The sequence below is a fragment of the Pseudomonas sp. D4-21 genome (assembly GCF_051132125.1).
Classification (GTDB): Bacteria; Pseudomonadota; Gammaproteobacteria; order Pseudomonadales; family Pseudomonadaceae; genus Aquipseudomonas.
In genome coordinates, this window is sequence record NZ_CP071664.1 from 1,861,379 (window position 1) to 1,883,183 (window position 21,805).

A 21,805-nucleotide genomic window follows, 5' to 3' on the forward strand; every position below is an offset into this window, starting at 1 on the left:
GTCAGCGCTTGTATCGGACCGGCGATCTGGCGCGCTATCGCCCCGACGGCGTGATCGAATACGCCGGGCGGATCGACCATCAAGTGAAGATCCGTGGCCTGCGCATCGAGTTGGGTGAAATCGAAGCGCGCCTGGCCGAACACGATGCCGTGCGCGAAACCGTGGTCCTGGCCCAGGACGGCACGCTGCTGGTGGCTTATCTGGTGCCGGCGCGCGCCGAGCTGCTCGCCGCCGATGGCGCCGTTCGCCAGGCGCTGCAAGCACGCCTCAGGGAACATCTGAGCCAATCCTTGCCCGACTACATGGTGCCGCAACACTGGGTGTGGCTGGAAAAAATGCCGGTCAGCCCCAACGGCAAGCTCGAGCGCAAGGCACTGCCCAAGGCCGAGCCGAGCGCCCATCCTCAAGCCTACATCGCAGCCATGACGGCGCAGCAGCAGACGCTGGTCGATATCTGGCAAAGCGTGCTTGGACGCGAGCGCGTGGGTGTGACCGACAATTTCTTCGAGCTGGGCGGCGATTCGATCATCTCCATTCAGGTGGTGAGCCGGGCCCGGCAGGCCGGCCTTCATTTCAGCCCCAAGGACCTGTTCCTGCACCAGACTATCCAGGGTTTGGCCGGCGTGGCGACAACGGGGGACGGCGGGCCGGTCATCGACCAGGGCCCGGTGACAGGCGAGGCGCTGCTGCTGCCGTTCCAGCAGTTGTTTTTCGAGCAGGCCATGGCCGAGCCCCACCACTGGAACCAGTCGGTACTGCTCAAAAGCGTGCGACCGGTGCACGCCGGGCATCTGGAGCAGGCGTTGCAGGCCGTGGTCGAACATCACGATGCGTTGCGCTTGGCCTTCTCCCATGAGGATGGCGCCTGGATCGCTCGCCATAACACCCTGGCCGATCAACGTGCGTTGTGGCAACGCTCGCCGCTGTTGTGGGCCGCCGAGGTTCCCGACGCGCCGGCCCTCGAACGCCTGGCCGAACACGCCCAGCGCAGTCTTGAACCGGGCAGTGGCGCGCTGCTGCGCGGTGTCCTGGTGACCCTGGCCGATGGCAGCCAGCGGTTGTTATTGGTGATTCATCACCTAGTGGTGGACGGCGTGTCCTGGCGGGTGCTGCTGGAAGATTTGCAACAGGCATACGACCAACTGCAGGCCGGCCAGATGCCGACGTTACCGGCCAAGACCACGTCTGCACAGACTTGGGCGCAACGGTTGCAGGCCCATGCCAGCAGTGCGGCGTTGCAAGGCCAAGTCGCTTACTGGCAGGCGCAACTGGACGGCGCTCGCCCCGACCTGCCTTGCGACTACCCCCACGGTGATTTGCGTAGGTGTCATGGGACGCAAGTCCAGACGCGGCTGGACAAAGCACTGACACAACGATTGTTGCAGCAAGCCCCCGCGGCCTATCGCACCCAGGTCAACGACCTGCTATTGACGGCGCTGGCCCGGGTGATCGGCCGCTGGACTTCCCAGGCGTCGACCTTGATCCAGTTGGAAGGCCATGGCCGCGAGGCCCTCTTCGATGATGTGGACCTGAGCCGCAGCGTGGGTTGGCTCACCAGCCTGTTCCCGGTGCGTCTGACCCCGACGGCGACCGCCGAAGGCTCGATCAAGGCGATCAAGGAGCAACTGCGGGCGATCCCCGACAAAGGGCTTGGCTTCGGCGTGCTGCGTTATCTGGGCGATGAACCGACGCGTCGTGCCCTCGCGGCACTGCCGGTGCCGCGCATCACCTTCAATTACTTGGGGCAGTTCGACAGCGGCTTCAACGAAGCGGCCAATGGGCTGTTTGTCCCGGCCAGCGAATCGGCGGGCGCGGCGCAAAGTCCGTTGGCACCGCTGGATAACTGGTTGACTCTCAATGGCAGCGTCTATGCCGGTGAGTTGAGCATCGATTGGAGCTTCAGCACGCAGATGTTCGACGAAGCGACGATCCAGGCGCTGGCAGAAGATTACGCTCGGGAATTGCGGGCGCTGATCGACCACTGTTGCCAGACCGAACGCCACGGCTTCACGCCGTCGGACTTCCCCCTCGCCGGGCTGAACCAGGCGCAATTGGACGCGTTGCCGCTGGTGGCGCGAGAGGTGGAGGACCTTTATCCGCTATCGCCGATGCAGCAGGGCATGCTGTTTCACACGCTGTACGAGCAACAGGCCGGCCACTACATCAACCAGATGCGCGTGGAGGTCCAAGGGCTGGACGTCGAACGCTTCCGCCTGGCCTGGCAGGCGGCCACGGATACCCATGACGTGCTGCGCAGCGGGTTTGTCTGGGACGGCGATTTCAAGCATGCATTGCAGGTGGTGTACAAGCGCGTCGACGTGGCGTTGCAGCTTGAGGACGGGCGCGCACAGGCTGACCTGGCTCACTATCTGGAAAACCTCGCAACGGCCCAGCGCCAACAAGGGTTTGCCCTGGACGCGGCGCCGTTGTTGCGGTTGGTGGTCGTGCGCGTGGCGGACGATCGTTATCACCTGATCTACACCTGCCATCACATCCTCATGGACGGCTGGAGCAACTCGCAGTTGCTCGGCGAAGTGCTGCAACGCTACAGCGGGCAGTCCGTCGCCGTATCGGGCGGTCGTTATCGGGACTACATCGCCTGGCTGCAACGCCAGGACGCGGCGCTCAGCGAAGCGTTCTGGAAACCTTTGCTGCAACGCCTGGAGGCGCCGACGCGGCTGGCCGACGCGGTGGCCAAACCAACGGACGCTGGGGTTGGTTATGGCGATCATGTGCAGGTGCTGGACGAAGCCCTGACCCGTCGCCTGGAAGCCTTCGCGCGTGCCTCGAAAGTCACGGTGAACACGCTTGTGCAGGCGGCGTGGTTGCTGCTGTTGCAGCGCTACACCGGTCGGGAAACGGTTGCCTTCGGTGCGACGGTGGCCGGTCGTCCGGCGGACCTGCCTGGCATCGAGCAGCAGATCGGTTTGTTCATCAACACCTTGCCGGTGATCGCCAGCCCTCGGGCCGAGCAGTCTTTGGACAGCTGGCTGCAAGCGGTGCAAGCGCAGAACCTCGCCTTGCGCGAGTTCGAGCACACCGCGTTGCTGGACATCCAGCGCTGGGCCGGGCAGGGCGGCGACGCGTTGTTCGACAGTTTGTTGGTGTTCGAGAACTACCCGATCGCCGAGGCCCTGGAGCAGGGCGCACCGGACGGTTTGCGCTTTGGTTCGCCGATCACCCAGGAACAGACCAACTATCCGTTGACGCTGTTGGTGGGGCTGGAGCGGCAGTTGTCGGTGCATATGAGTTATCAGCGGGCGAGTTTCTCGGCGGTTACCGTGGAGCGGTTGGCGGCGCATCTGGCTCAGTTGCTCGGACAGATGACGGCTAATGGCGAGCTGTGCTTGGGTGAACTGTCGATGCTGGAATTCGATGAACACCAGCGCCTGACCCATGACTGGAATTCGGTGGATGCGCCGTTCGAGCAAGACCTATGCATCCATCAATTGATTGCCCGCCAAGCGGAAAACACCCCGGACGCCTTGGCGGTGACGTTCAATGATATTCGCCTGAGCTACAGCGAACTCGACGGCCGCGCCAATCGTCTGGCCCATAAACTGATCGAGCTGGGCGTCGGCCCGGAAGTGCGCGTCGGCGTGGCGATGCCGCGCTCCGAGCAACTGCTGATCGCCTTGCTGGCGGTGCTCAAGGCTGGCGGCGCGTACGTGCCGCTTGACCCGGATTACCCGGCCGAACGCGTGGCCTACATGCTCGACGACAGCCGGGCGAAGGTGCTGTTGACCGAGCAGGCTGTGGCTTTGACGGAGCCGGCCGGAACCCGAGTATTGATGCTCGATCAACTCGACCTTTCACGTTATCCATTGAGCGCACCGGTTACTCACGTTTCAGCGGACAACCTCGCCTACGTCATCTACACCTCCGGCTCCACCGGCAAACCCAAAGGCGTGGCCATCGCCCACCGCAACGTTCTGGCGCTGATCGACTGGTCCAAAACCGTCTACAGCCGCGACGACATCCAAGGCGTGCTGGCCTCGACCTCGGTGTGTTTCGACCTGTCGGTGTGGGAGCTGTTCGTGACCCTCGCCAACGGCGGTTCGCTGATCATCGCCCGCAATGCCCTGGAACTGCCGCACCTGCCGGCCCGCGACCAGGTGCGCCTGATCAACACCGTGCCCTCGGCCATCGCGGCGTTGCAGCGCAGTGGGGATATCCCGCAGAGCGTGCGCATCATCAACCTGGCCGGTGAGCCGCTGAAGCAAAGCCTGGTGGATGCCCTCTACCCAACACCCCTAACCTGTGGGAGCGAGCCTGCTCGCGAAAGCGGTGGGTCAGGCAATCCGATGCAAACTGACAGGACGCCTTCGCGAGCAGGCTCGCTCCCACAGGGGATTGAGCATGTCTATGACCTTTATGGCCCATCGGAAGACACCACCTATTCAACCTGGACCCGCCGCACCCAAGGCGGCACGGCCAATATCGGCCGCCCACTCAAGCACACCGCCAGCTACCTGTTGGACGCCAACCTGCAACCGGTCCCCCAAGGCGTGTCCGCTGAGCTGTACCTGAGCGGCGCGGGCATCACCCGGGGTTACCTTGGCCGCGCGGCGATGACCGCCGAAAAATACGTGCCCAACCCGTTCTCCACCACCGGCGAACGCCTCTACCGCACCGGCGACCTGTGCCGTTATCGCGACGACGGTGCGCTCGAATACCAGGGCCGCATCGACCATCAGGTGAAGATCCGTGGTTTCCGTATCGAGCTGGGGGAAATCGAGGCGCGACTGTTGCAGCAGCCCGAGGTCAACGAAGTCGCCGTGCTGGCCCAGGAAGGGCCGGGCGGGCAGCAACTCGTCGCCTACGTGGTGGCCTCGCTGGACGCCGACACCCTGCGCGATCCACTCAAGGCCCGCCTCAAGGAGCATCTGCCCGACTACATGATCCCGGCGCACTGGCTGTTCCTCGATCACCTGCCGCTGACCCCCAACGGCAAGCTTGACCGCAAGGCGTTGCCGGGTGTGGAAACCGGGGCGACGCAAAACGGTTACGCGCCACCCGCAAGCGAACTGGAGCAACAGATCGCCGACGTCTGGCGCGAAGTCCTGGAAGTGGACCAGGTCGGTCGCAACGATCATTTCTTCGAGCGCGGCGGTCACTCATTGCTGGCGACCCAGGCCATCTCTCGGCTGCGCAAACTCACGGGCTATCCGCTGAGCTTGCGTGATCTGTTCGATCATCCACGCCTCAGCACATTGGCGGCGCTGATGAGCGGGACCGGTGATGCAAGCGTGCGCGCCGGCGACTCCAGCAAGGTCCGGCTCAAGGCCCACGGGCCAAGGCAATCGGCTCCGCTGTCGCTGGTGCAACGGCGGTTGTGGATCGCCGAGCAGCTGTCCGGTGGCACTTCGGCGTATGGCATGCCCATGGCCCTGCGCTTGTGCGGCGAGTTATCGGTCGAACGCCTGATGAGCAGTTTTGCCGAAGTGACGCGCCGTCACGCCGTACTGCGCACCGCGTACGTCCAGGACGACGAAGGCGATCCGCTGGCGCTGATTGCCGACGAAGTCCGGTTGGATTTCCCGCTGGTCGATCTCTGCGATCTATCGCCCGGTGCCCAGTTGGAACAGGTGGCCCAGGCGACGCTGGACAATGCTCGCACGCCGATCGATTTGGAGCAGGCGCCGCTGCTGCGTGGGCGAATCCTGCGCCTGAACCCCACCGAACACGTGTTGTTGTACGCCATGCACCACATCATTTCCGATGGCTGGTCGATGGGGCTGTTGATCAACGAACTGGTGCAGATCTACGAAGCCGCTTCGCGCCATGAACCGATGCCGCTGGCGCCGCTGGAGGTCCAATACCATGACTTCGCCCTCTGGCAACAGGCGTTGGAAGAGCAAGGCGTACTGGCGCGCCAGGCCGACTATTGGAAGCAACGGCTCGATGGCTACAACGGGCGTCTCGACCTGCCGCTGGACAACCCTCGCGGGCAGACCTCGTCGTATGAGGGCGATGCGTTGCAGTTCGAACTGTCTGCCGGACTCAGCGCGGCATTGCGGCGGTTATCGAGCGAAGCCGGCGTCACGCTGTACAGCACGCTGCTGGCCTCGTTCCAAGTGTTGTTGCATCGCCTCTGCGCCGCGCAGGATCTGGTGGTGGGCGCTGACGTGGCGGGGCGCGAGCAACCGGAGCTGGAGCGCTTGATCGGCTTCTTCGTCAACGTATTGCCGCTGCGCTCGCGCTTCGATGCGGGCATGACGTTCACGCGGTTCCTGGCCCAGACCCAGGACGACTTGCTCGGCGCGTTGGAGCATCAGGACTTGCCGTTCGACCAGATCGTCGATGCCTCGGGCGTGCCTCGTCACAAAGGCATGAACCCGTTGCTCCAGGTGCTGTTCGTGATGAACAACGTGCCGGTGCGCACGCGCTCCATGGCGGGCTTGAGCGTGGAGTTCCTGCCAGCGCTGCAGAACCATTCTAAATTCGACATGGCATTGTTCGTTGACGAAGAAGAAGGGCAATTGCGCGGTAATTGGCAGTTCGCCACACGCTTGTTCGGACATGGGCGCGTCCAGTACCTGATCGGGGCCTGGACGACCCTGTTGGAACAGATCGTCGCTGATCAGGATATTCAATTGGGAGCTATCAGCATGCCAGTCGACAACGTGGCGACAGCCGCCACGCCTGCCAACGTCCCGGGGCCCAAGGCCGACAAACTGGGCAAGTTCCTCAAGCGATCGGCGACACCGGCCGCGCGGCCGCGTCCGGCGCTGGTGCGTGAATCCCTGGTGGCGGCGCCACAGCGGTTCCCATTGATGCTGGAGCCCGGCGACCCGCACCTCGACGTTATCGAGTGGATCCGGCAAAACCGGCCATTGATCGAGCAGAAGCTGGCCGAACACGCTGGCATCCTCTTCCGTGGTTTCGAGCTGGACGGCATCCAGGGTTTCGAAGCGTTCGCCGAAGCGATTCAACCGGGGTTGTACGGCCAGTACGGCGATTTGCCGAAAAAGGAAGGCGGCAAGAACACCTACCGTTCCACGCCATACCCGGAACGCAAGATGATCCTGTTCCACAACGAGAGCTCCCACCAGGATCGCTGGCCGCGCAAGCAGATGTTCTATTGCGAGCAAGCGGCGCCCGTGGGCGGCGCGACCCCGGTGGTGGACTGCCGCCTGATGTACGAAAAACTGCCGGCGGACCTGCGCGAAAAATTCGAGGACAAGGGGCTGCTCTACGTACGCACCTTCACCGACAAACTCGACGTGTCGTGGCAGCACTTCTTCAAGACCGAGGATCGCCGCGAAGTGGAGGCCCGTTGCCGGGCCGGCGGCATCCAGTGGCGTTGGCTCGATAACGATGAATTGCAAACCCGTACGCCAGGGCCGGCAATCATCACGCACCCGATCACCGGGGAAAAATCTTTCTTCAACCAAGTGCAGTTGCATCACATCCATTGGCTGGAGCCGGACGTGCGCCAGGACCTGTTGTCGATGTACGGCCTGGACCGCATGCCCCGGCATGTCTACTACGGCGACGGCACACCGATCGAAGACGAGGTGATGGCGCGTATCGGTGAGTTGTACGAAGCCTGCGCGGTGCGTTTCGACTGGCGCAAAGGCGATGTGATCCTGCTGGACAACATGCTGGTGGCCCATGCCCGCGACCCGTTCGAAGGGCCACGCAAGATCGTGGTCGCCATGGGTGATATGTACGACCACGCCAGCCTGCAACGGCCCGCGACCGTCGGGCAATCCGCCCGGGGCGTATTCAGTACCGAGGAAACCGGAGCATGAACGAGGTGATGATGGACGTGCAGGACGCGGGTTTCGCCCTGGCGCCCGAGCAGCAACGGGTCCTTGAGCAATTGTCGGGCACGGTGACCACTGGCGATGCCTTGCGTTGGGTAAGCGTGGCTATCGACGGCGACCTTGACCCGCAGCGATTGCAGGGCGCTTTCGACAGGCTGGCGACGCAGCAGCCGATGCTGCTGGCGCGGTTGGTCAAGGTCGCAGGTTTCCACGGCTTGCGTCAGGTTGCCCAGGCCGGGCGCTTCCCGCTGACGAAAAACGCAAGCGAACAGCCCGTTGAAGAGGTCCAGGCACAGTTCAACGAAACCCTCGGCCGGGCGTTCGTGGTCGGCGAATCGGCTGGCGTCCAGGCGGTGCTTTATCGTTTGGCGCCACGGCAATGGCAATTGCTGCTGGGCATCGCCCGCTACAGTGCCGATGCGCCATCGATGAACCTGCTGCTTGGACAGGTAGGGCAGGCGTATGCGGGCCAGTGTTCGGAAGACGAAGCGCCGGGAGATTTCGCCCAGTATCTGGAATGGCGCAGCGAAGTGGTCCTGGATGAAGATGCCGCCACCGCGCGAACCTATTGGCAGCAACATCTGCAAGGTTTGCAGGCGCAGATCGACACGCCATGGCTGGCGGCACGCCGCGCCGGCAGCGGGACCGTCGATGCCCGTGTTTCATTGGAGCTGGAACCGGTCCGGCGCGATGCTTTGCAGCGCTTGGCCGATGAGCTCGGGCAACCGTTGGAGACGTTATTACAGGGCGCATGGTGGGTGCTGCTGGGACGCCTGAGCGGTTCCGACCAGGCACTGGTGGGCGTGCGTCACGACAGCCGCAGCGATTATGACTACTTCGCCAGCGCCATTGGCGTGTTCGAGAAGACCCTGCCGCTTTGCGTGCAGTTGCCCCCCAACGCGCCGTTCAGTGAGTGGCTGGTGCAGTTGGCGGCGGGCCTTGAGGCGCATCGCACCTGGCAGGAATATTGGGTGCCGGAACTGGCACCTTACGCGGCGTATCCGGCCTATGGCTTTGCGATCGGTCGAGCAAGTTTCGTCCACAGCGACGCCGGTTTGAAGTGGAAGGAGTCTTTGCCTGTCCGGACCGATCCGCTTGAGCTACTGCTGCAGGTTCGATTGGAGGATGCCCAGCAGCTTGCCGCGATCGACCTGCAATACGCCGACGCTCGTTATTCGAAAGCCACCGCCAGCACCGTGTTGGAACAATACGACGTGCTGCTGGCCTCTATCCTGGCGGATGCGCAAACGCCGCTGGCGCAGCTCAACCTGCTGGGCCACAGCGAGGAACAGCGCTTGCGCGCGATCAACCCGCCGATGCAAGTATTGGGCGATAACCGCTATCTGCCGCAACGCATCGCGGACCTGGCGCTACGGACGCCGGAGGCCATCGCGCTGACCGACGCCCACCAGTCCTTGAGCTACGGCCAGTTGAATGAGCAGGTCGAACGCGTGGCCCTCGGCCTCCAAGAGCAAGGCCTGGGTAAGGGCTCGATCGTCGCCCTGGCCTTGCCGCGCTCGGCGGATCTGGTGATCGCGATGCTGGCGGCATGGCGCATCGGTGCGGCCTATCTGCCGCTGGATATCCAATGGCCCCAGGCCCGTCAGGCGTTGATGTTGGAGCAGGCGGGCGCCGCAGTGGTGGTCACCGATGCGGCGCACCTGCCGGCGTGGCAGGACCCGCCATGTAACGTGCTGACGTTGGCCGGGCTGAGTCCGTCGAGCGAGCCCTTGCCGGCGCTGGCGACCAAGGGCAACGACACCGCCTATGTGTTGTTTACGTCCGGCTCCACCGGTGTGCCCAAAGGCGTGGTCATCGAGCATCGGCAATTGCTCAACTACACCGCCCAGGCCAGCCAGGCGTTGGCGCTGGATCAGTGCACACATGTCGCCTTCAGCTCCACCGTGGCGGCGGACCTGGGCAACACGGCGCTGTTTGGCGCGCTGTTCAATGGCGCGACGCTGCACGTTGCCAATGACGAGCAGATGCAGGACGGCGCGTTGTTTGCCACGTTCATGCGGCGGCAACAGATCGATTGCCTGAAAATCGTGCCATCGCACCTCGCGGCATTGCTCGACAGCGAGCAGGCGACATTGCCGCGTACCCTGGTGCTCGGCGGTGAGCCGATTGCGCCGACATTGATCGAGCGCATCGCTCGGTTGCGTAGCGATTGCCGAGTGTTCAACCACTACGGGCCGACGGAAGCCACGGTCGGGGTGATGATCCATCCGGTGTCGCTGGAGGGTGCCGCTGAGGATTGTTCGGCGCTGACCCAGGTGCTGGGCAACAATCAGGTTTATATCCTGGATGCTGATTTACGCCTGGCACCGGTGGGCGTGCCGGGTGAGTTGTACTTGGGCGGGGCGCAACTGTGCCGGGGTTATCTGAACGCCGGGGCCGATGGACAGACGTTCATCCAGAGCCCGTTCGATGCGGCGCAGCGCCTCTACCGCACGGGTGACCTGGCGCGTTATCGCCCGGACGGCGGCATTCAACTGCAGGGGCGGCGCGATCAGCAGGTCAAGGTGCGGGGCTTCCGTATCGAACTGGCGGAAATCGAAGCCCAGCTGCTGCGCCTGCCACAAGTAACCGAGGCGCTGGTGGTGCCAGCCACCTCGGCCGAGCAAGGTTTGCTGGCATTTATCGTGGCAGCGCAAGGCTTGCCTACGGATGTGCTGGACACCGTGCGCGCCGAGCTGAGCGCACGCTTGCCCGGCGTGATGGTGCCGCAGCATTGGCACCTGATCGAACGCTTTCCACGGCTGGCCAACGGTAAGATCGATCGCCAGGCGTTGCAGCACTTGGCCGTCGCGACGAGCGATGAAGAGGGCGTCGCACCCCGTGATGGACTCGAACAATTGCTCGCTGCGCGCATGGCCCAATTGCTTGGGCTCGAACGGTTGGGCATCGATCGCGACTTCTTCGCGGCCGGCGGTCACTCGCTGCTGGTGATCAAGTTGGTGGCCGGCATTCGCAAGCTGTTGCAGTGCGACATCCATCCGGGACTGGTCTTCGATCATCCGACCGTGGCGTCGCTGGCGACGGCCTTGCGGGCGGAGGAGAACAGCCCGGGACAACTGGAGAAAATCGCCCAGGCCCGCCTGCGCTTGGAGGCGATGAGTCCCGAAGAAAAGGCTCGACTGACCGAACAGGCTCGGCAACAGCAGGCGGCCAAAGCGGCGCAGGGTCGTTGACCTGAGAGAAACGCAGTGCAGAGGGTCCCTGGCGGCGTTCCCACGCGAAAGCCTGGGAACGATGCTCAACCAACAAAAGGCCGACGCCAGCACGCGTCGGCCTTTTTTGTAACTTTCGTGCAAATGATAAATAAACTCATTCCGGTTTTTCCCAGGTGCTTCGTCTTACTAAGGAATGCGGGCGAATCGGCTCGGGCAAGGCAGCCCAGGCGCCGGTTGTGTCCAGAAAACATGTCGCTGTCGTACAGCCGGATGACCGTGCCCGGGGAGGGGTCGGTCAGCAGGTAATCCGCGCTGGCGAACGGCAGGCCCTTCGGCCCCATGGACTTTTCACTTCTATCAATAAGAGAGCACGATGTCGGCAATTCATGAGTTGAAACCGCTGTTCAAGGCACTTGTCATGTCCCGCGGCCTGCGTTCGCGGCGGGTGTTGACGGGCTTGGGTCTGGTCTGTGTGTTGCCGTTGAGCACCCAGGTGATGGCCGAAGACGTCAGTGTCAACATCCCAGCGCAACCGCTGCCGCAGGCGCTGCAAGCGTTCGGCCAGCAAACCAACCAACAAATGATCTACAACGTCGACGAGTTGGCCGGCCTGAAAGGCAACCGCGTCAGCGGCAAGATGAGCCCGCAGGCGGCCATCACCGAATTGCTCAAGGGCACCGGCGTGCGCTACAGCCTCGAGGGCAACACCCTGATATTGGTGAAGGGCTCCCCCGCGGGCCTGGAACTGGGCGCAACGACCATCAACGCCGAACAGTTGGCTGCAACGACCGAAGGCAGCAACTCGTACACCAGCAACGCCGTAACGATCGGCAAGGGCACCCACACCCTCAAGGAAATTCCCCAGTCGATCACCGTGATGACGCGCAAGCAGATGGATGACCAGAACCTGGTCAACCTCAAGGACGCTGTCAACCAGACCACCGGCATCGTTGGCCTCCAGGGCGTGGGGCAGGGCATGATCCTGTCGTCGCGCGGTTTCCAGATCGACGATTGGCAGTACGACGGTGTGCCGATCCCGCGTAATACCTACTCGCTGGGCAACTGGGCGACCCAGGACCTGATTTTCTACGACCGCCTGGAGATCCTTCGTGGCGCGTCCGGCTTGCTGCAAGGTACCGGCAGCCCCGGCGGCGCTGTCAACCTGGTGCGCAAGCGTGGCCAGAGCACACCGACCGTGACCCTGAGGGGCAAGGCCGGTTCCTGGGACCACTACGGCTTGCAGCTGGACGCTGGCGGTCCGCTGAACGACGCTGGCAACATCCGCGGCCGTATAGTTGCCGACGAAGACCAGAGCAACTCATTCATCGACCACGCGTGGACCAAAACCCACTCGCTGTACGGCTCGTTGGACATCGACTTGAGCGAAGACACCACCTTGGGCTTGGCGGTCAGCCAATCCAATGGCGAATCGCGCGGCAACATCCGTGGTTTGCCGCGCTACGCCGATGGCTCGATGCCGGACGTGTCGCGCTCCACCTACACCGGCGCGCGCTGGAACCGTTCGGAAATCGATGTCACCACCTACTATGCCGATCTGGAGCATCGCTTCAATGAGGATTGGGCGTTCAAGGTGGGGGGCGTGTATATGACCGAGGATAACCAGGCGAAGAACCAGCGCGTCCAAAGAGTCGGTGGTCTCTTGCCCGATGGCAGTGGCGTGCAATATGCCGACTTCCTGACCGACTTCCAGTCTACCAAGGCCGGTCTCGACATGAACCTGACCGGCAAGTTCGAAGCCTTGTCGATGGAACAGGAGGTCATGCTGGGTGGCAACTTCTCCCAATTGGAGACGGATGATAAATATGCCCGTACCTTCAACAGCACCAGCGACTCGATCTTCGACCTTGACAATGACCGCCCGGACATCAGCTACGACAGTTTGATCGCTGCGGGTGGCATGGGCGTCCTCAGCAAGTACGACGTGCGCCAGAAAGGCATATACGGCACCTGGCGCGTCAAGCCGGTGGATGACCTGACACTGATCCTGGGTTCCCGGGTCAGCTGGTACGACTTCAGCTACAAGTCGAAAAATGAACTCGCAGCCGGAATTACACGCAACACGCCAAGCTACTCAACCGAAACCGGCGTGGTCACGCCCTATGCCGGTGTCGTCTATGACCTGAGCCGTGAGTGGGCGGTTTACGCCAGCTATACCGACGTGTTCCAACCGCAGACCAACGTCGATCCCAGTGGTTCGGTACTCAAGCCCATTGTTGGCAAAAACTACGAAGTCGGCCTCAAGGGCGAGTTGATGGATGGACGGGTCAATACCTCCTTGGCTGTGTTCCGCTACGACCACGAAAACCGCGCCGTCAACATCCCTAGCTGCACTGGGGTGAACTGCTCTTCTGCCTCCGGGAAAGTGCGCAGCCAAGGCATCGAGGCCGAAATCAGCGGTGAAGTGGTAGAAAACTTGCAGTTGTTCGCGGGCTACACCTATAACACCACCAAGTACCTGGAAGACACGGGCGGTATCGACAGTAAGGAAGGCAAGGTTTTCAGCACCTGGACGCCAAAACACATGTTGCGCGTGTGGGGCAACTACCAGTTCACCGGCGATTGGAGCCGTGTCAGCACCGGCCTGGGCTTCACCACCCAAAGCCACACGCTGGTTTACGACTATGACCGTGAAATCCCGGGCTACACCGTATGGAACGCCCGTGTCGGCTACAAGTTGACGTCTGAGATCGATCTGGCGGTCAACGCCAACAACCTGTTCGACAAGACCTACATAACGCCGGCTTACAACCAACTCAATGGCAACAACAACTTTGGCGATCCGCGTAATTTGATGTTCACAGTGAAGTACACGCCGCAGTTCTGATTGCCTGCAAAGAAAAAAAACCGACCCACTTACACGGGTCGGTTTTTTATGGGATTAATTTCGCTGAAAACGCAAACCCCGTGGCGAGGGAGCTTGCTCCCGCTGGGTTGCGAAGCGACCCCAGAGTTCCTGAACTGAAAAGCGGCGTCTGCTGCGCAGCCGAGCGGGAGCAAGCTCCCTCGCCACAGGAACCTGTGTCCTACAAAAAATGTGGCGAGCCGGACATTTCTGACGAGTCGTGTCGGTTGGTGGTTCGGAAGCGATGGGGATAGGCTTTGTCCGTCGCTGCAAAATCAGCGACCGGGTTTGGTCACCTGTTCGAAGTCAGGCGCACATGCGCAACTCAGCATCTCGGCGCTTTTGCCGTTATGCTTTGCGGCGGGCTGTGCGCGGGGCACTCTCGAGTGCGCCGGGTGCCTGACTTCCCGGTTGACCAACCTGCGTATAGCCCACCACCCTCGTTTGGTCACGAGGTGGTTAAGCTCACTATCAAGTCAGGAGTTTCAAGATGGTCAAGAACACCCCCAACCCTCCAAAAAAAGCCAAAGATCTCTCCGCCTACACCAGCCTCGACTCAGCAGAGCGTCGCGAAGCGGCCGATAGAGCACTAGACATCCACTTATCGCCCAACAAGCCAGCCAAGCCCGACACCCAGGACGGCCAGATCTTTACCGTGGTCAAAGGGCTCAACACCGAATCCATACTGACCACCCTCAGCGAGACCCTGGCTTGCGCTAATGCCATGGCCAACGACCTGGCCTTCGACCTGGAAGGCTCGCGGCGGCATGTGGCGTTGGGGCTCCAGCAATTGATCGAGCTAGGAACGCTACTGGCCAATCGGGCACTGGATGACATCGAGCTGCCCCAGCCTCCACGCTAGCCGCAGCACCGCAGCCCCCCGTGGCGAGGGAGCTTGCTCCCGCTGGGCCGCGAAGCGACCCCAGAGTTCCTGAACTGAAAAGCGGCGTCTGCTGCGCAGCCGAGCGGGAGCAAGCTCCCTCGCCACAGGGTCATTTTTTGCTCAAGAAAGCTTCTCAACCGTACTGGCCAGAAAAACCTCGACCAGCTCCCCAAGCAACCCGTCATCAAAAATCATGCTGCGATGACCCAGCGGAGACTGCACCGAACACCGCAACGCCCCCGTCAAGCTATGCTCTCGAACCAGTGCCTCGCAAAAAGCCAGTTCCTCGGGAGTCTTCTCCGTCCGTGTCCACCAGCAGCTCGGTCGAACTCTCACAGGCTTGAAAGTGAATCCCGCAAATGCCTCCAGCAACCGATCATGCACCGAGAACGCCTGGGCATTCATGATTTCTTCCTTGACGCTCTGCACGATCGACAACAGGTCGCCTCGCTCAGGCTCGATCTGTCCGGCTGCCCACTCATGGAACGCCGTGACCGAACTGTCCGGTCGCTCCCGTCGATAAGCCGCCGTGCGCTCCGTCAGCGAAGGGAACAGCAAGTCGAAGTATTCAATTGCTTCAAGTAGATCCTGGGAGGCCGCATCGTCTTTTTCGTTACCCGCCAGATGCCGATGGCGCGGCATCCCTGAGGGATACAGGTGTTCTGGAATCGTGCTGTCCACCAACCCGAGGAAATCAACCGTGTGCCCCTGGCTTTCCAGCACCGCCGCGATGTCGAAGGCGATCGCCCCGCCGAGGGACCAGCCCATCAAGTAATACGGACCTTCAGGTTGGGCCCTGACGATTTCCTTGCTGTAGTCGGCAATCATTTCCTGCCAGGCCTCGGGGCCTGCATGGGGTTCGCTGAAGCCGCGGTGCATGATGCCGACAGTTCGCGCCCGGTTTTGCAGTTTGCGCGCCAGCGGTTGGTAGCAGAACACGATGCCGCCGCTGGGGTGCAGGCAAAACAGCTGCGGTGCGCTGGCGGGCGCGCTATTCAGGGCAACGAGGCATTGCGTCTGTTCACGGTGTTTCTGTGAGATGAACAGGGCCAACTCGGCGATGGTCGGGTTGGCCAGCAACTCTTGCAGACGCACGGTGATGTTCAGGTTCGCCTTGAGCTTGGCGATCAGCTCGATCGCCAGGATCGAATGCCCGCCCAGTTCAAAGAAACTGTCGCTGATACCCACGCGCTCGGCTTTGAGGGACTGCTGCCAGAGTTGCGCCAACGCTTGCTCCAACTGCGTGCGGGGCGCCACGTGGTTCGAATGCCGAAGCGTGAGGTCGGGTTCGGGCAAGGCCTTGCGGTCGAGCTTGCCGTTGGCGTTGAGCGGCAGGTGATCGATGAACAACAGATGGCTGGGCACCATGTAATCCGGCAGATGCGCCTTGAGCGCGATCAGCAGGTTATCCCGCAGTTCGACCGTGGCCGGTTGTGTCGGGATGACGTAAGCGATCAATTGCAGGCCTCCCGGGCCGTCGTGGGTCAGCACCACGCCCTCGCGCACGCCCGGCAGTACTTGCAGGCGCGCCTGGATCTCGCCCAGTTCAATGCGGAAGCCGCGGATCTTGACCTGGTGATCCAGGCGCCCGATGTATTCAATGCTGCCGTCGCTGAGGTAGCGGGCCAGGTCCCCGGTGCGGTACAGGCGTCCACCTGGCGATGGGTCGAACGGGTCGGGAATGAAACGGCTGGCGGTGAGGTCGGCACGCTGGTGATAACCACGGGCCAGGCCGGCGCGACCAATATACAGCTCACCGCTGCACCCCTTGGGCACCGGGTTCAGGTGCGCATCGAGCAGATACCAGGACAGGTCGACGATGGGCTCGCCGATGGGGCTCGCGGCCTCGCCGTGCAAGTCCGCCATCGACAGTGGTCGCCAGGTGACATGAACGGTGGTTTCGGTGATGCCATACATGTTGATCAATTGTGGCGCCTGATCGCCGAAACGTTCGAACCAAGGACGCAGACTGTGCACATCAACTGCTTCGCCGCCGAAAATCACCTGCCGCAACCGGTGGCTGAGGGGCTGTCCAGGCTCACATGCAACTCGCAGCAACGACTTGAACGCCGAAGGCGTCTGGTTGAGCACCGTGACCTTTTCCTGGCAGAGCAGGGCGTAGAAATCCTCGGGCGACCGGCTCACGGCGTGGGACACGATGATCAGCCGCCCCCCGTGCAGCAGCGCGCCGAAAATCTCCCACACGGAAAAATCGAAGGCATAGGAATGAAACAGGCACCACACGTCCCGGTGGTCGAAACCGAACCACTGTTCAGTGGCCTGGAACAGGCGGTTGACGTTGTGGTGCGCGAGCAGCGCGCCTTTGGGCTTGCCGGTCGAACCGGAGGTGTAGATCACATACGCCAGGTTGTCCGGATGCATTGGCACATCGGGATTGTGCTCAGGCCAGGCGTTGTCGGCATCGCTCGTATCCAACAGCAGGCAGTCGATGTCGGCCGGCAACGCCAGCGATTCAAGCAGATGGGCCTGAGTCAGGATCTGCCTGACGCCGCTGTCCTGGATCATGTAGGCCAGTCGGTCGGCCGGGTAGGCCGGGTCCAGCGGCACGTAGGCGCCACCGGCCTTTAGAATCGCCAGCAGGCCGATGATCATTTTCGGTGTCCGCTCCACGGCGATTCCCACCAGCACATCGGGGCCGACGCCTTGCTCGATCAATCGATGGGCCAATCGGTTAGCGTGGCGGTTAAGCTCGGCATAGCTCATGTGCTGCCCGTCGAACGTTAGCGCTATCGCCTCACCTGTGTTGGCGGCATGGGTTTCGATCATGCGATGCAGGCATTCTTCGCTATGCAGCCGGGTGGGTTGGCGGTTCCAGTCGTCCAGGGTCAGCCGCCGTTCTTCGGCGCTCAATAATTGCAATTCGCCGAGGGCGCGTTCGGGCGTCTCGATCAGCCCCCGCAACAGGTTCTGCCAATGCTCGGCCATGCGCTCGATGGTGTCCGCGCGGTACAGGTCACGGCTGTACTCGAACGTCGCGAGTATCTGCTGCTGTGAATAGTCGACATCCAGTGACACATCGAACTTGGCCTGGCCTTCACCGGTGTCGAGGAACTCCAGCGTCAGTAGATCCAGGCTTGGCAGCGATGTCGTCCGTGACCCGGTGCGCCAGTTGAACAGGACCTTGAACAACGGGTTGGCGCCCAATTGATCCTGGATCAGTTCCAGCGGGTAATCGGCATGCTCCAGCGCGGCGAGGGATTGGCCGCGCAGCGCTCGTAGGTAATCCAATGCGCTGCGGCTCGAGTCGATCCGCGCCCGGTACACCTGGCTGCTGACGAAAAATCCCACCAACGCCTGGCTTTCATGGCTGTTGCGATTGGCGTTGGGGACACCGACGGCAAAATCGTCCTGGCGGCTGTAGCGGGCCAGCAGCAATTGCCACGCACCCAGCGCCACCACGAACGGCGTGAGCCCCTGGCGTTGGCAAAAAGCGTCCAGTGCTCGCGCCAACGACGGCGCCAGCGATACGTGCACGCGACCGGCCCTGTGTTGTTGGCTTGTGTTGCGTGGAAAGTCCTGGGGCAACTCCAGGGTGGGCAAGTCGCGGCCCAGGTACTCGCTCCAGTATTTGCCACTGCGCAGGCGGGCAGCGCTTTGCAGATAGTCGCCGCGCTGGTGGATCGCGTAATCGGCGTATTGCATCGGTAACGGTGGCAGCGCAGACGAATCACCCAGCACCGCCCGGCCGTACGCCTGGGTCATGTCCTGCATGAGGATGGTATTGGACCACGCATCGGAAACGATGTGATGCATGTTGAGCAGCAGCACATGTTCGGTACGGCTCAATCTCAGCAACGTGGCCCGTATCAGCGGCGCCTGGGTGAGATCGAACGGTTGCCGGGCGTGTTGCTCGATGCGCTGCGAAAGTGCCGGCTGGTCGAGCCCGGCAAGGTCTTCGCGATGCAGGGTCAGGTAGGTGCTGCGCTCGATTACCTGAGTGGCGGCGCCGTCGATTTCAATGAACGCGGTGCGCAGGATGTCGTGTCGGTCAATGACGCGGTTCAGGGCGTCTTCCAAGGCATCGGGGTTCAGTTCGCCGCTCAGGCGCAAGGCCCGTGGCAGGTTGTAGGCCGAACGGGTCGGGTCCCGCTGCTGCTCCAGCCACAAGCGTTGCTGGGCGAAAGACAGGGGCGCGCGATCCATCCTGCCGCGGCTGGCCAGGGCGTGCCTGTCATCGGCGACCTCATCGAGCAACAGCGCCAACAGATCATCATCTAGCAGTTCGTTCATGGTGTTCTCGCGGTAAAACAACATTGGCGTCGGGCAGGCTCAGGCGAAGGCTGCCGGGACCTTTTCACTCACCACCCGGCCGGCCTGCATTCGCACCAGTTGATCGGCGATGTCGAAGTAACGATCGTCGTGGGAAATGACGATGATGGTTTTGCCCAGGGCCTTCAGCTCCGGCAGCAGTTCGGTGTAGAACACGCGCCGGAACACCGGGTCCTGGTCGGCGGCCCATTCGTCGAAGACCAGCACGGGACGTTCTTCCAGCCAGGCATTGAGCAGGGCCAGGCGCTTGCGCTGCCCGGTGGAAAGATCGGTGGTGCTGAAAGCGCCGTCGCGAATGCTGACTTTATGGGCGATCTCCAGGCGATCCAGGTAGCGGTTGGCATCCCCGGGTACGTTTTGATCGCCCTGCACCAGTTCATCGAACAAGTAATAGTCGGCGAAGATGGTGGTGAAAAGCTGGCGATAATCGTCACGTCGCGCCGCCGATACCGGCTCGCCATCCAGGAGAATTTCGCCGCCCTGGGGCGCATAAAGGCCCAGCAGCAATTTGATCAGCGTGGTCTTGCCGCCGCCGTTCTCACCGACGATAAACACAATGTCGCCCTGGGCGATGGTCAGGTTGACCGGTCCAAGGGCGAAGGGCTGGGTGCCGTCGACCGGGGGGAAGGCGTAATGCACGTCACGCAATTCGAGCCGCTGAATTGTCGGCTTGGGGACGCTTTTGTCGTTGAGCAGCAGGTGCGGTTCCGGCGAGGAAAACTGCTCGGCCAATTCGGCAATGCGCTTGAAGGCGATGTTGGCGCGGCTGATCACCGGCAACGTCATCACCAGGTATTCCAACGGCCCCTTCATGTACAGCAACACCAGCACGAAACCGCTGAGCACCGCTTTGTCGGTGCCCAGCCACAGCGATTGCAGGGCCAGGACCAGGCCGATGACCACGAAAAAAAGCATCGAGCCGAAGGTCTTGGCGACCACGAAGGTATTGACCGCGCGGATGTTGGTGTCGCAGATCTGCTCGGCGGTGGCTTCGATGCGCTGGCTGAACATGCGCTGGCGGCGCGGGCGGTGGATGCGCAGCTCCTTGGCGCCCGCGGCGATGGCGCTGTAGTGCTTTTGCAGGGCGTCTTCGGCCTCGCGGGCGGCTTCGAAACCACGAATGCCACGAGCGCGCGCCACGTACTGGATGACCGTGCCGATCACCAGCGCCACCAACAGCAGCGCAAACATCGGCAACGACAGGTAGGCCAGGTAGCCCAGGCAACCGAGGGTGACGGTAAAGGCAATCGCCAGCGGTGCGAAGGAAAACGCGAAGTTGCTGACCATGTTGACGTCGTGGGTCAGGATCGGGATCAGCCGATGACTGCGGAACCGCTCGATCTGCTCGATGGGCGCCAGCAGGACTTTCTGGCCGAGGGATTTGCGCAGGCTGGCGATGATGTTCTGGCCGACGTGGTTGGTGCCGATGTCCGACAGGATCGAGGTCAGCAGCGCTGACACGCACAGGCCGGCGAAGGTCGCCAACACTTGGGGGGTGGGCCCCGCATCGGCGTTCAAGGCGCCGTTGATGGTTGCCAGCAGGGCCGTGATGCTCAAGCCACCCAGCATGCCCAGGAGAATGGAGCCTGCGACAATCAGCCGGAAGGGTTTGAGCAGAATGAACAGCTCAGCGATCACCCCGCGTTTTGGTTGGCTCATGAGGTTTCCCTGCTAGATGAAAAAAAGGCAAAGGCCATCGCGGGCTTTCACCGCAAGGGCTGGAGGACAGCGGCACGCCGGTTGGGGCGCGCCCACCTATGGAACGATTGGAGGGGAAGGGGATTTAACCAGAGTCTCCTGACACACATTATTGTGGCGAGGGAGCTTGCTCCCGCTCGGTTGCGCAGCGACCGCAAAATCTAGGGGCCGCTTCGCAGCCCAGCGGGAGCAAGCTCCCTCGCCACAAAAAGCGGATCTTCAGATGGTCCGGTTGAGCTACATATCCCGGGCGACCCGAAACCCCAGCCAGTCACCGCGGGCATCGGAAAACACCGCATTGCGATTGCCCGAACGGGAAAAAACCGGCGCTTCGCCCCAGTCGTTGCCGCGGATGCGTCGCACCTTGCAGTTGCCCATCAGCGCGGCGCTGCCGTCGCTCGGCGCATCGGTGTAGTTTTCGTTGAAACAATCGGCGGTCCATTCGTAGACGTTACCGTGCATGTCGTACACGCCAAAGGCGTTGGGCGCGAAGCTGCCCGCCGGCGCTGTGAAGTTGAAGCCGTCGGCGGCGCCATAGGTATTGGCGTGCTGGGCGATGCTGTAGTCCTTGCCTTCGTCGAACGGGAAGGGGAATGGGCCGGTGCTGCCACCACGTGCGGCGTATTCGCGCAGGGATTCGCTGACGAGTCGGTACGGCTTACCGGTCTTCTTCGAAAGCCACGCCACGTAGGCAGTAGCCTCTTGGAGGTTCATGCACACCGCCGGGTGCCGGTCGGTGTATTGCTTGCGCGGGTCGCTGCCCTGGTAGTCCGGCACGCCGGCCTGGCACGCGCGGCCGGGGCGCTTGTCGCCGTCGGGCATCACGTAGCCGGTATCGCGCAGGTAGGCGAACCATTCACCCTTGAGCACCTGGAAACGGCTGATCGCAACGGGCCTGGCGAACGTCACCGGGTGCAGCGGGCCTTCGTCGGGCTCGCGGCCCACTTCGTCTTCCGGGGTGCCCATCTGGAAGGTGCCGGTGGGCAGCACGACCATTTCCGGGCAGTCCTTGCAGTCGCGAAACACCTGGCCCGGTTGCGAGGCCTGGGCATCGGAGGGCAGCAGGGCGGCGAGGGCCAACGCCGGGAGTGTCTTCAATAAAAAGCGGTTCATCGATTGCTCT

7 protein-coding genes (1 of these 7 only partly in view) are annotated in these 21,805 nt (G+C 62.4%); 4 read left to right on the forward strand and 3 right to left on the reverse strand.

Annotated elements, in window-relative coordinates; translation table 11 throughout:
- The 4 genes from J3Q04_RS08365 to J3Q04_RS08380 all read left to right on the forward strand — a co-directional run.
- Positions 1-7,757: the 3' portion of a non-ribosomal peptide synthase/polyketide synthase gene (locus J3Q04_RS08365; RefSeq protein WP_434606957.1), read on the forward strand. It extends 5,806 nt beyond the left edge of the window; 7,757 of the gene's 13,563 nt are visible here — the last part of the coding sequence; the start codon falls outside the window, past its left edge; the stop codon is at positions 7,755-7,757.
- Entirely contained in the window at positions 7,754-10,966 is a 3,213-nt protein-coding gene (locus tag J3Q04_RS08370) for a non-ribosomal peptide synthetase (RefSeq protein ID WP_434606954.1), read from the forward strand. The genes J3Q04_RS08365 and J3Q04_RS08370 overlap by 4 nt, the downstream gene beginning before the upstream one ends.
- A 355-nt stretch (positions 10,967-11,321) precedes the next feature.
- Positions 11,322-13,793 (forward strand): TonB-dependent siderophore receptor, encoded by a 2,472-nt coding sequence (locus tag J3Q04_RS08375; protein ID WP_434606952.1) that lies wholly within the window; start codon positions 11,322-11,324, stop codon positions 13,791-13,793.
- Between the two features lie 508 nt (positions 13,794-14,301).
- Complete coding sequence (locus tag J3Q04_RS08380; RefSeq protein ID WP_434606950.1) at positions 14,302-14,673, forward strand: DUF6124 family protein; 372 nt, start codon at positions 14,302-14,304, stop codon at positions 14,671-14,673.
- Positions 14,674-14,814: 141 nt separating this feature from the next.
- Here J3Q04_RS08380 and J3Q04_RS08385 read toward each other — a convergent pair whose 3' ends face one another.
- The 3 genes from J3Q04_RS08385 to pvdO all read right to left on the reverse strand — a co-directional run bounded on the left by J3Q04_RS08385 (position 14,815) and on the right by pvdO (position 21,795).
- Complete coding sequence (locus tag J3Q04_RS08385; protein ID WP_434606949.1) at positions 14,815-18,945, reverse strand: amino acid adenylation domain-containing protein; 4,131 nt, start codon at positions 18,943-18,945, stop codon at positions 14,815-14,817.
- Between the two features lie 39 nt (positions 18,946-18,984).
- Positions 18,985-20,643: a cyclic peptide export ABC transporter gene (locus J3Q04_RS08390; protein ID WP_434606946.1), complete on the reverse strand. Its 1,659-nt coding sequence runs from the start codon at positions 20,641-20,643 to the stop codon at positions 18,985-18,987.
- A 276-nt stretch (positions 20,644-20,919) separates the two neighbouring features.
- Positions 20,920-21,795, reverse strand: coding sequence for a dihydropyoverdine dehydrogenase (gene pvdO, locus J3Q04_RS08395; RefSeq protein WP_434606943.1), 876 nt, complete (start codon positions 21,793-21,795; stop codon positions 20,920-20,922).
- Positions 21,796-21,805 lie beyond the last annotated feature (10 nt).

Excerpts from the sequence above, each read along its gene's own strand:
- J3Q04_RS08370 (WP_434606954.1), top strand. The coding sequence starts at position 7,754 with ATGAACGAGGTGATGATGGACGTGCAGGACGCGGGTTTCGCCCTGGCG.
- J3Q04_RS08375 (WP_434606952.1), top strand. The coding sequence starts at position 11,322 with ATGTCGGCAATTCATGAGTTGAAACCGCTGTTCAAGGCACTTGTCATG.
- J3Q04_RS08380 (WP_434606950.1), top strand. The coding sequence starts at position 14,302 with ATGGTCAAGAACACCCCCAACCCTCCAAAAAAAGCCAAAGATCTCTCC.
- J3Q04_RS08385 (WP_434606949.1), bottom strand. The coding sequence starts at position 18,945 with ATGAACGAACTGCTAGATGATGATCTGTTGGCGCTGTTGCTCGATGAG.
- J3Q04_RS08390 (WP_434606946.1), bottom strand. The coding sequence starts at position 20,643 with ATGAGCCAACCAAAACGCGGGGTGATCGCTGAGCTGTTCATTCTGCTC.
- pvdO (WP_434606943.1), bottom strand. The coding sequence starts at position 21,795 with ATGAACCGCTTTTTATTGAAGACACTCCCGGCGTTGGCCCTCGCCGCC.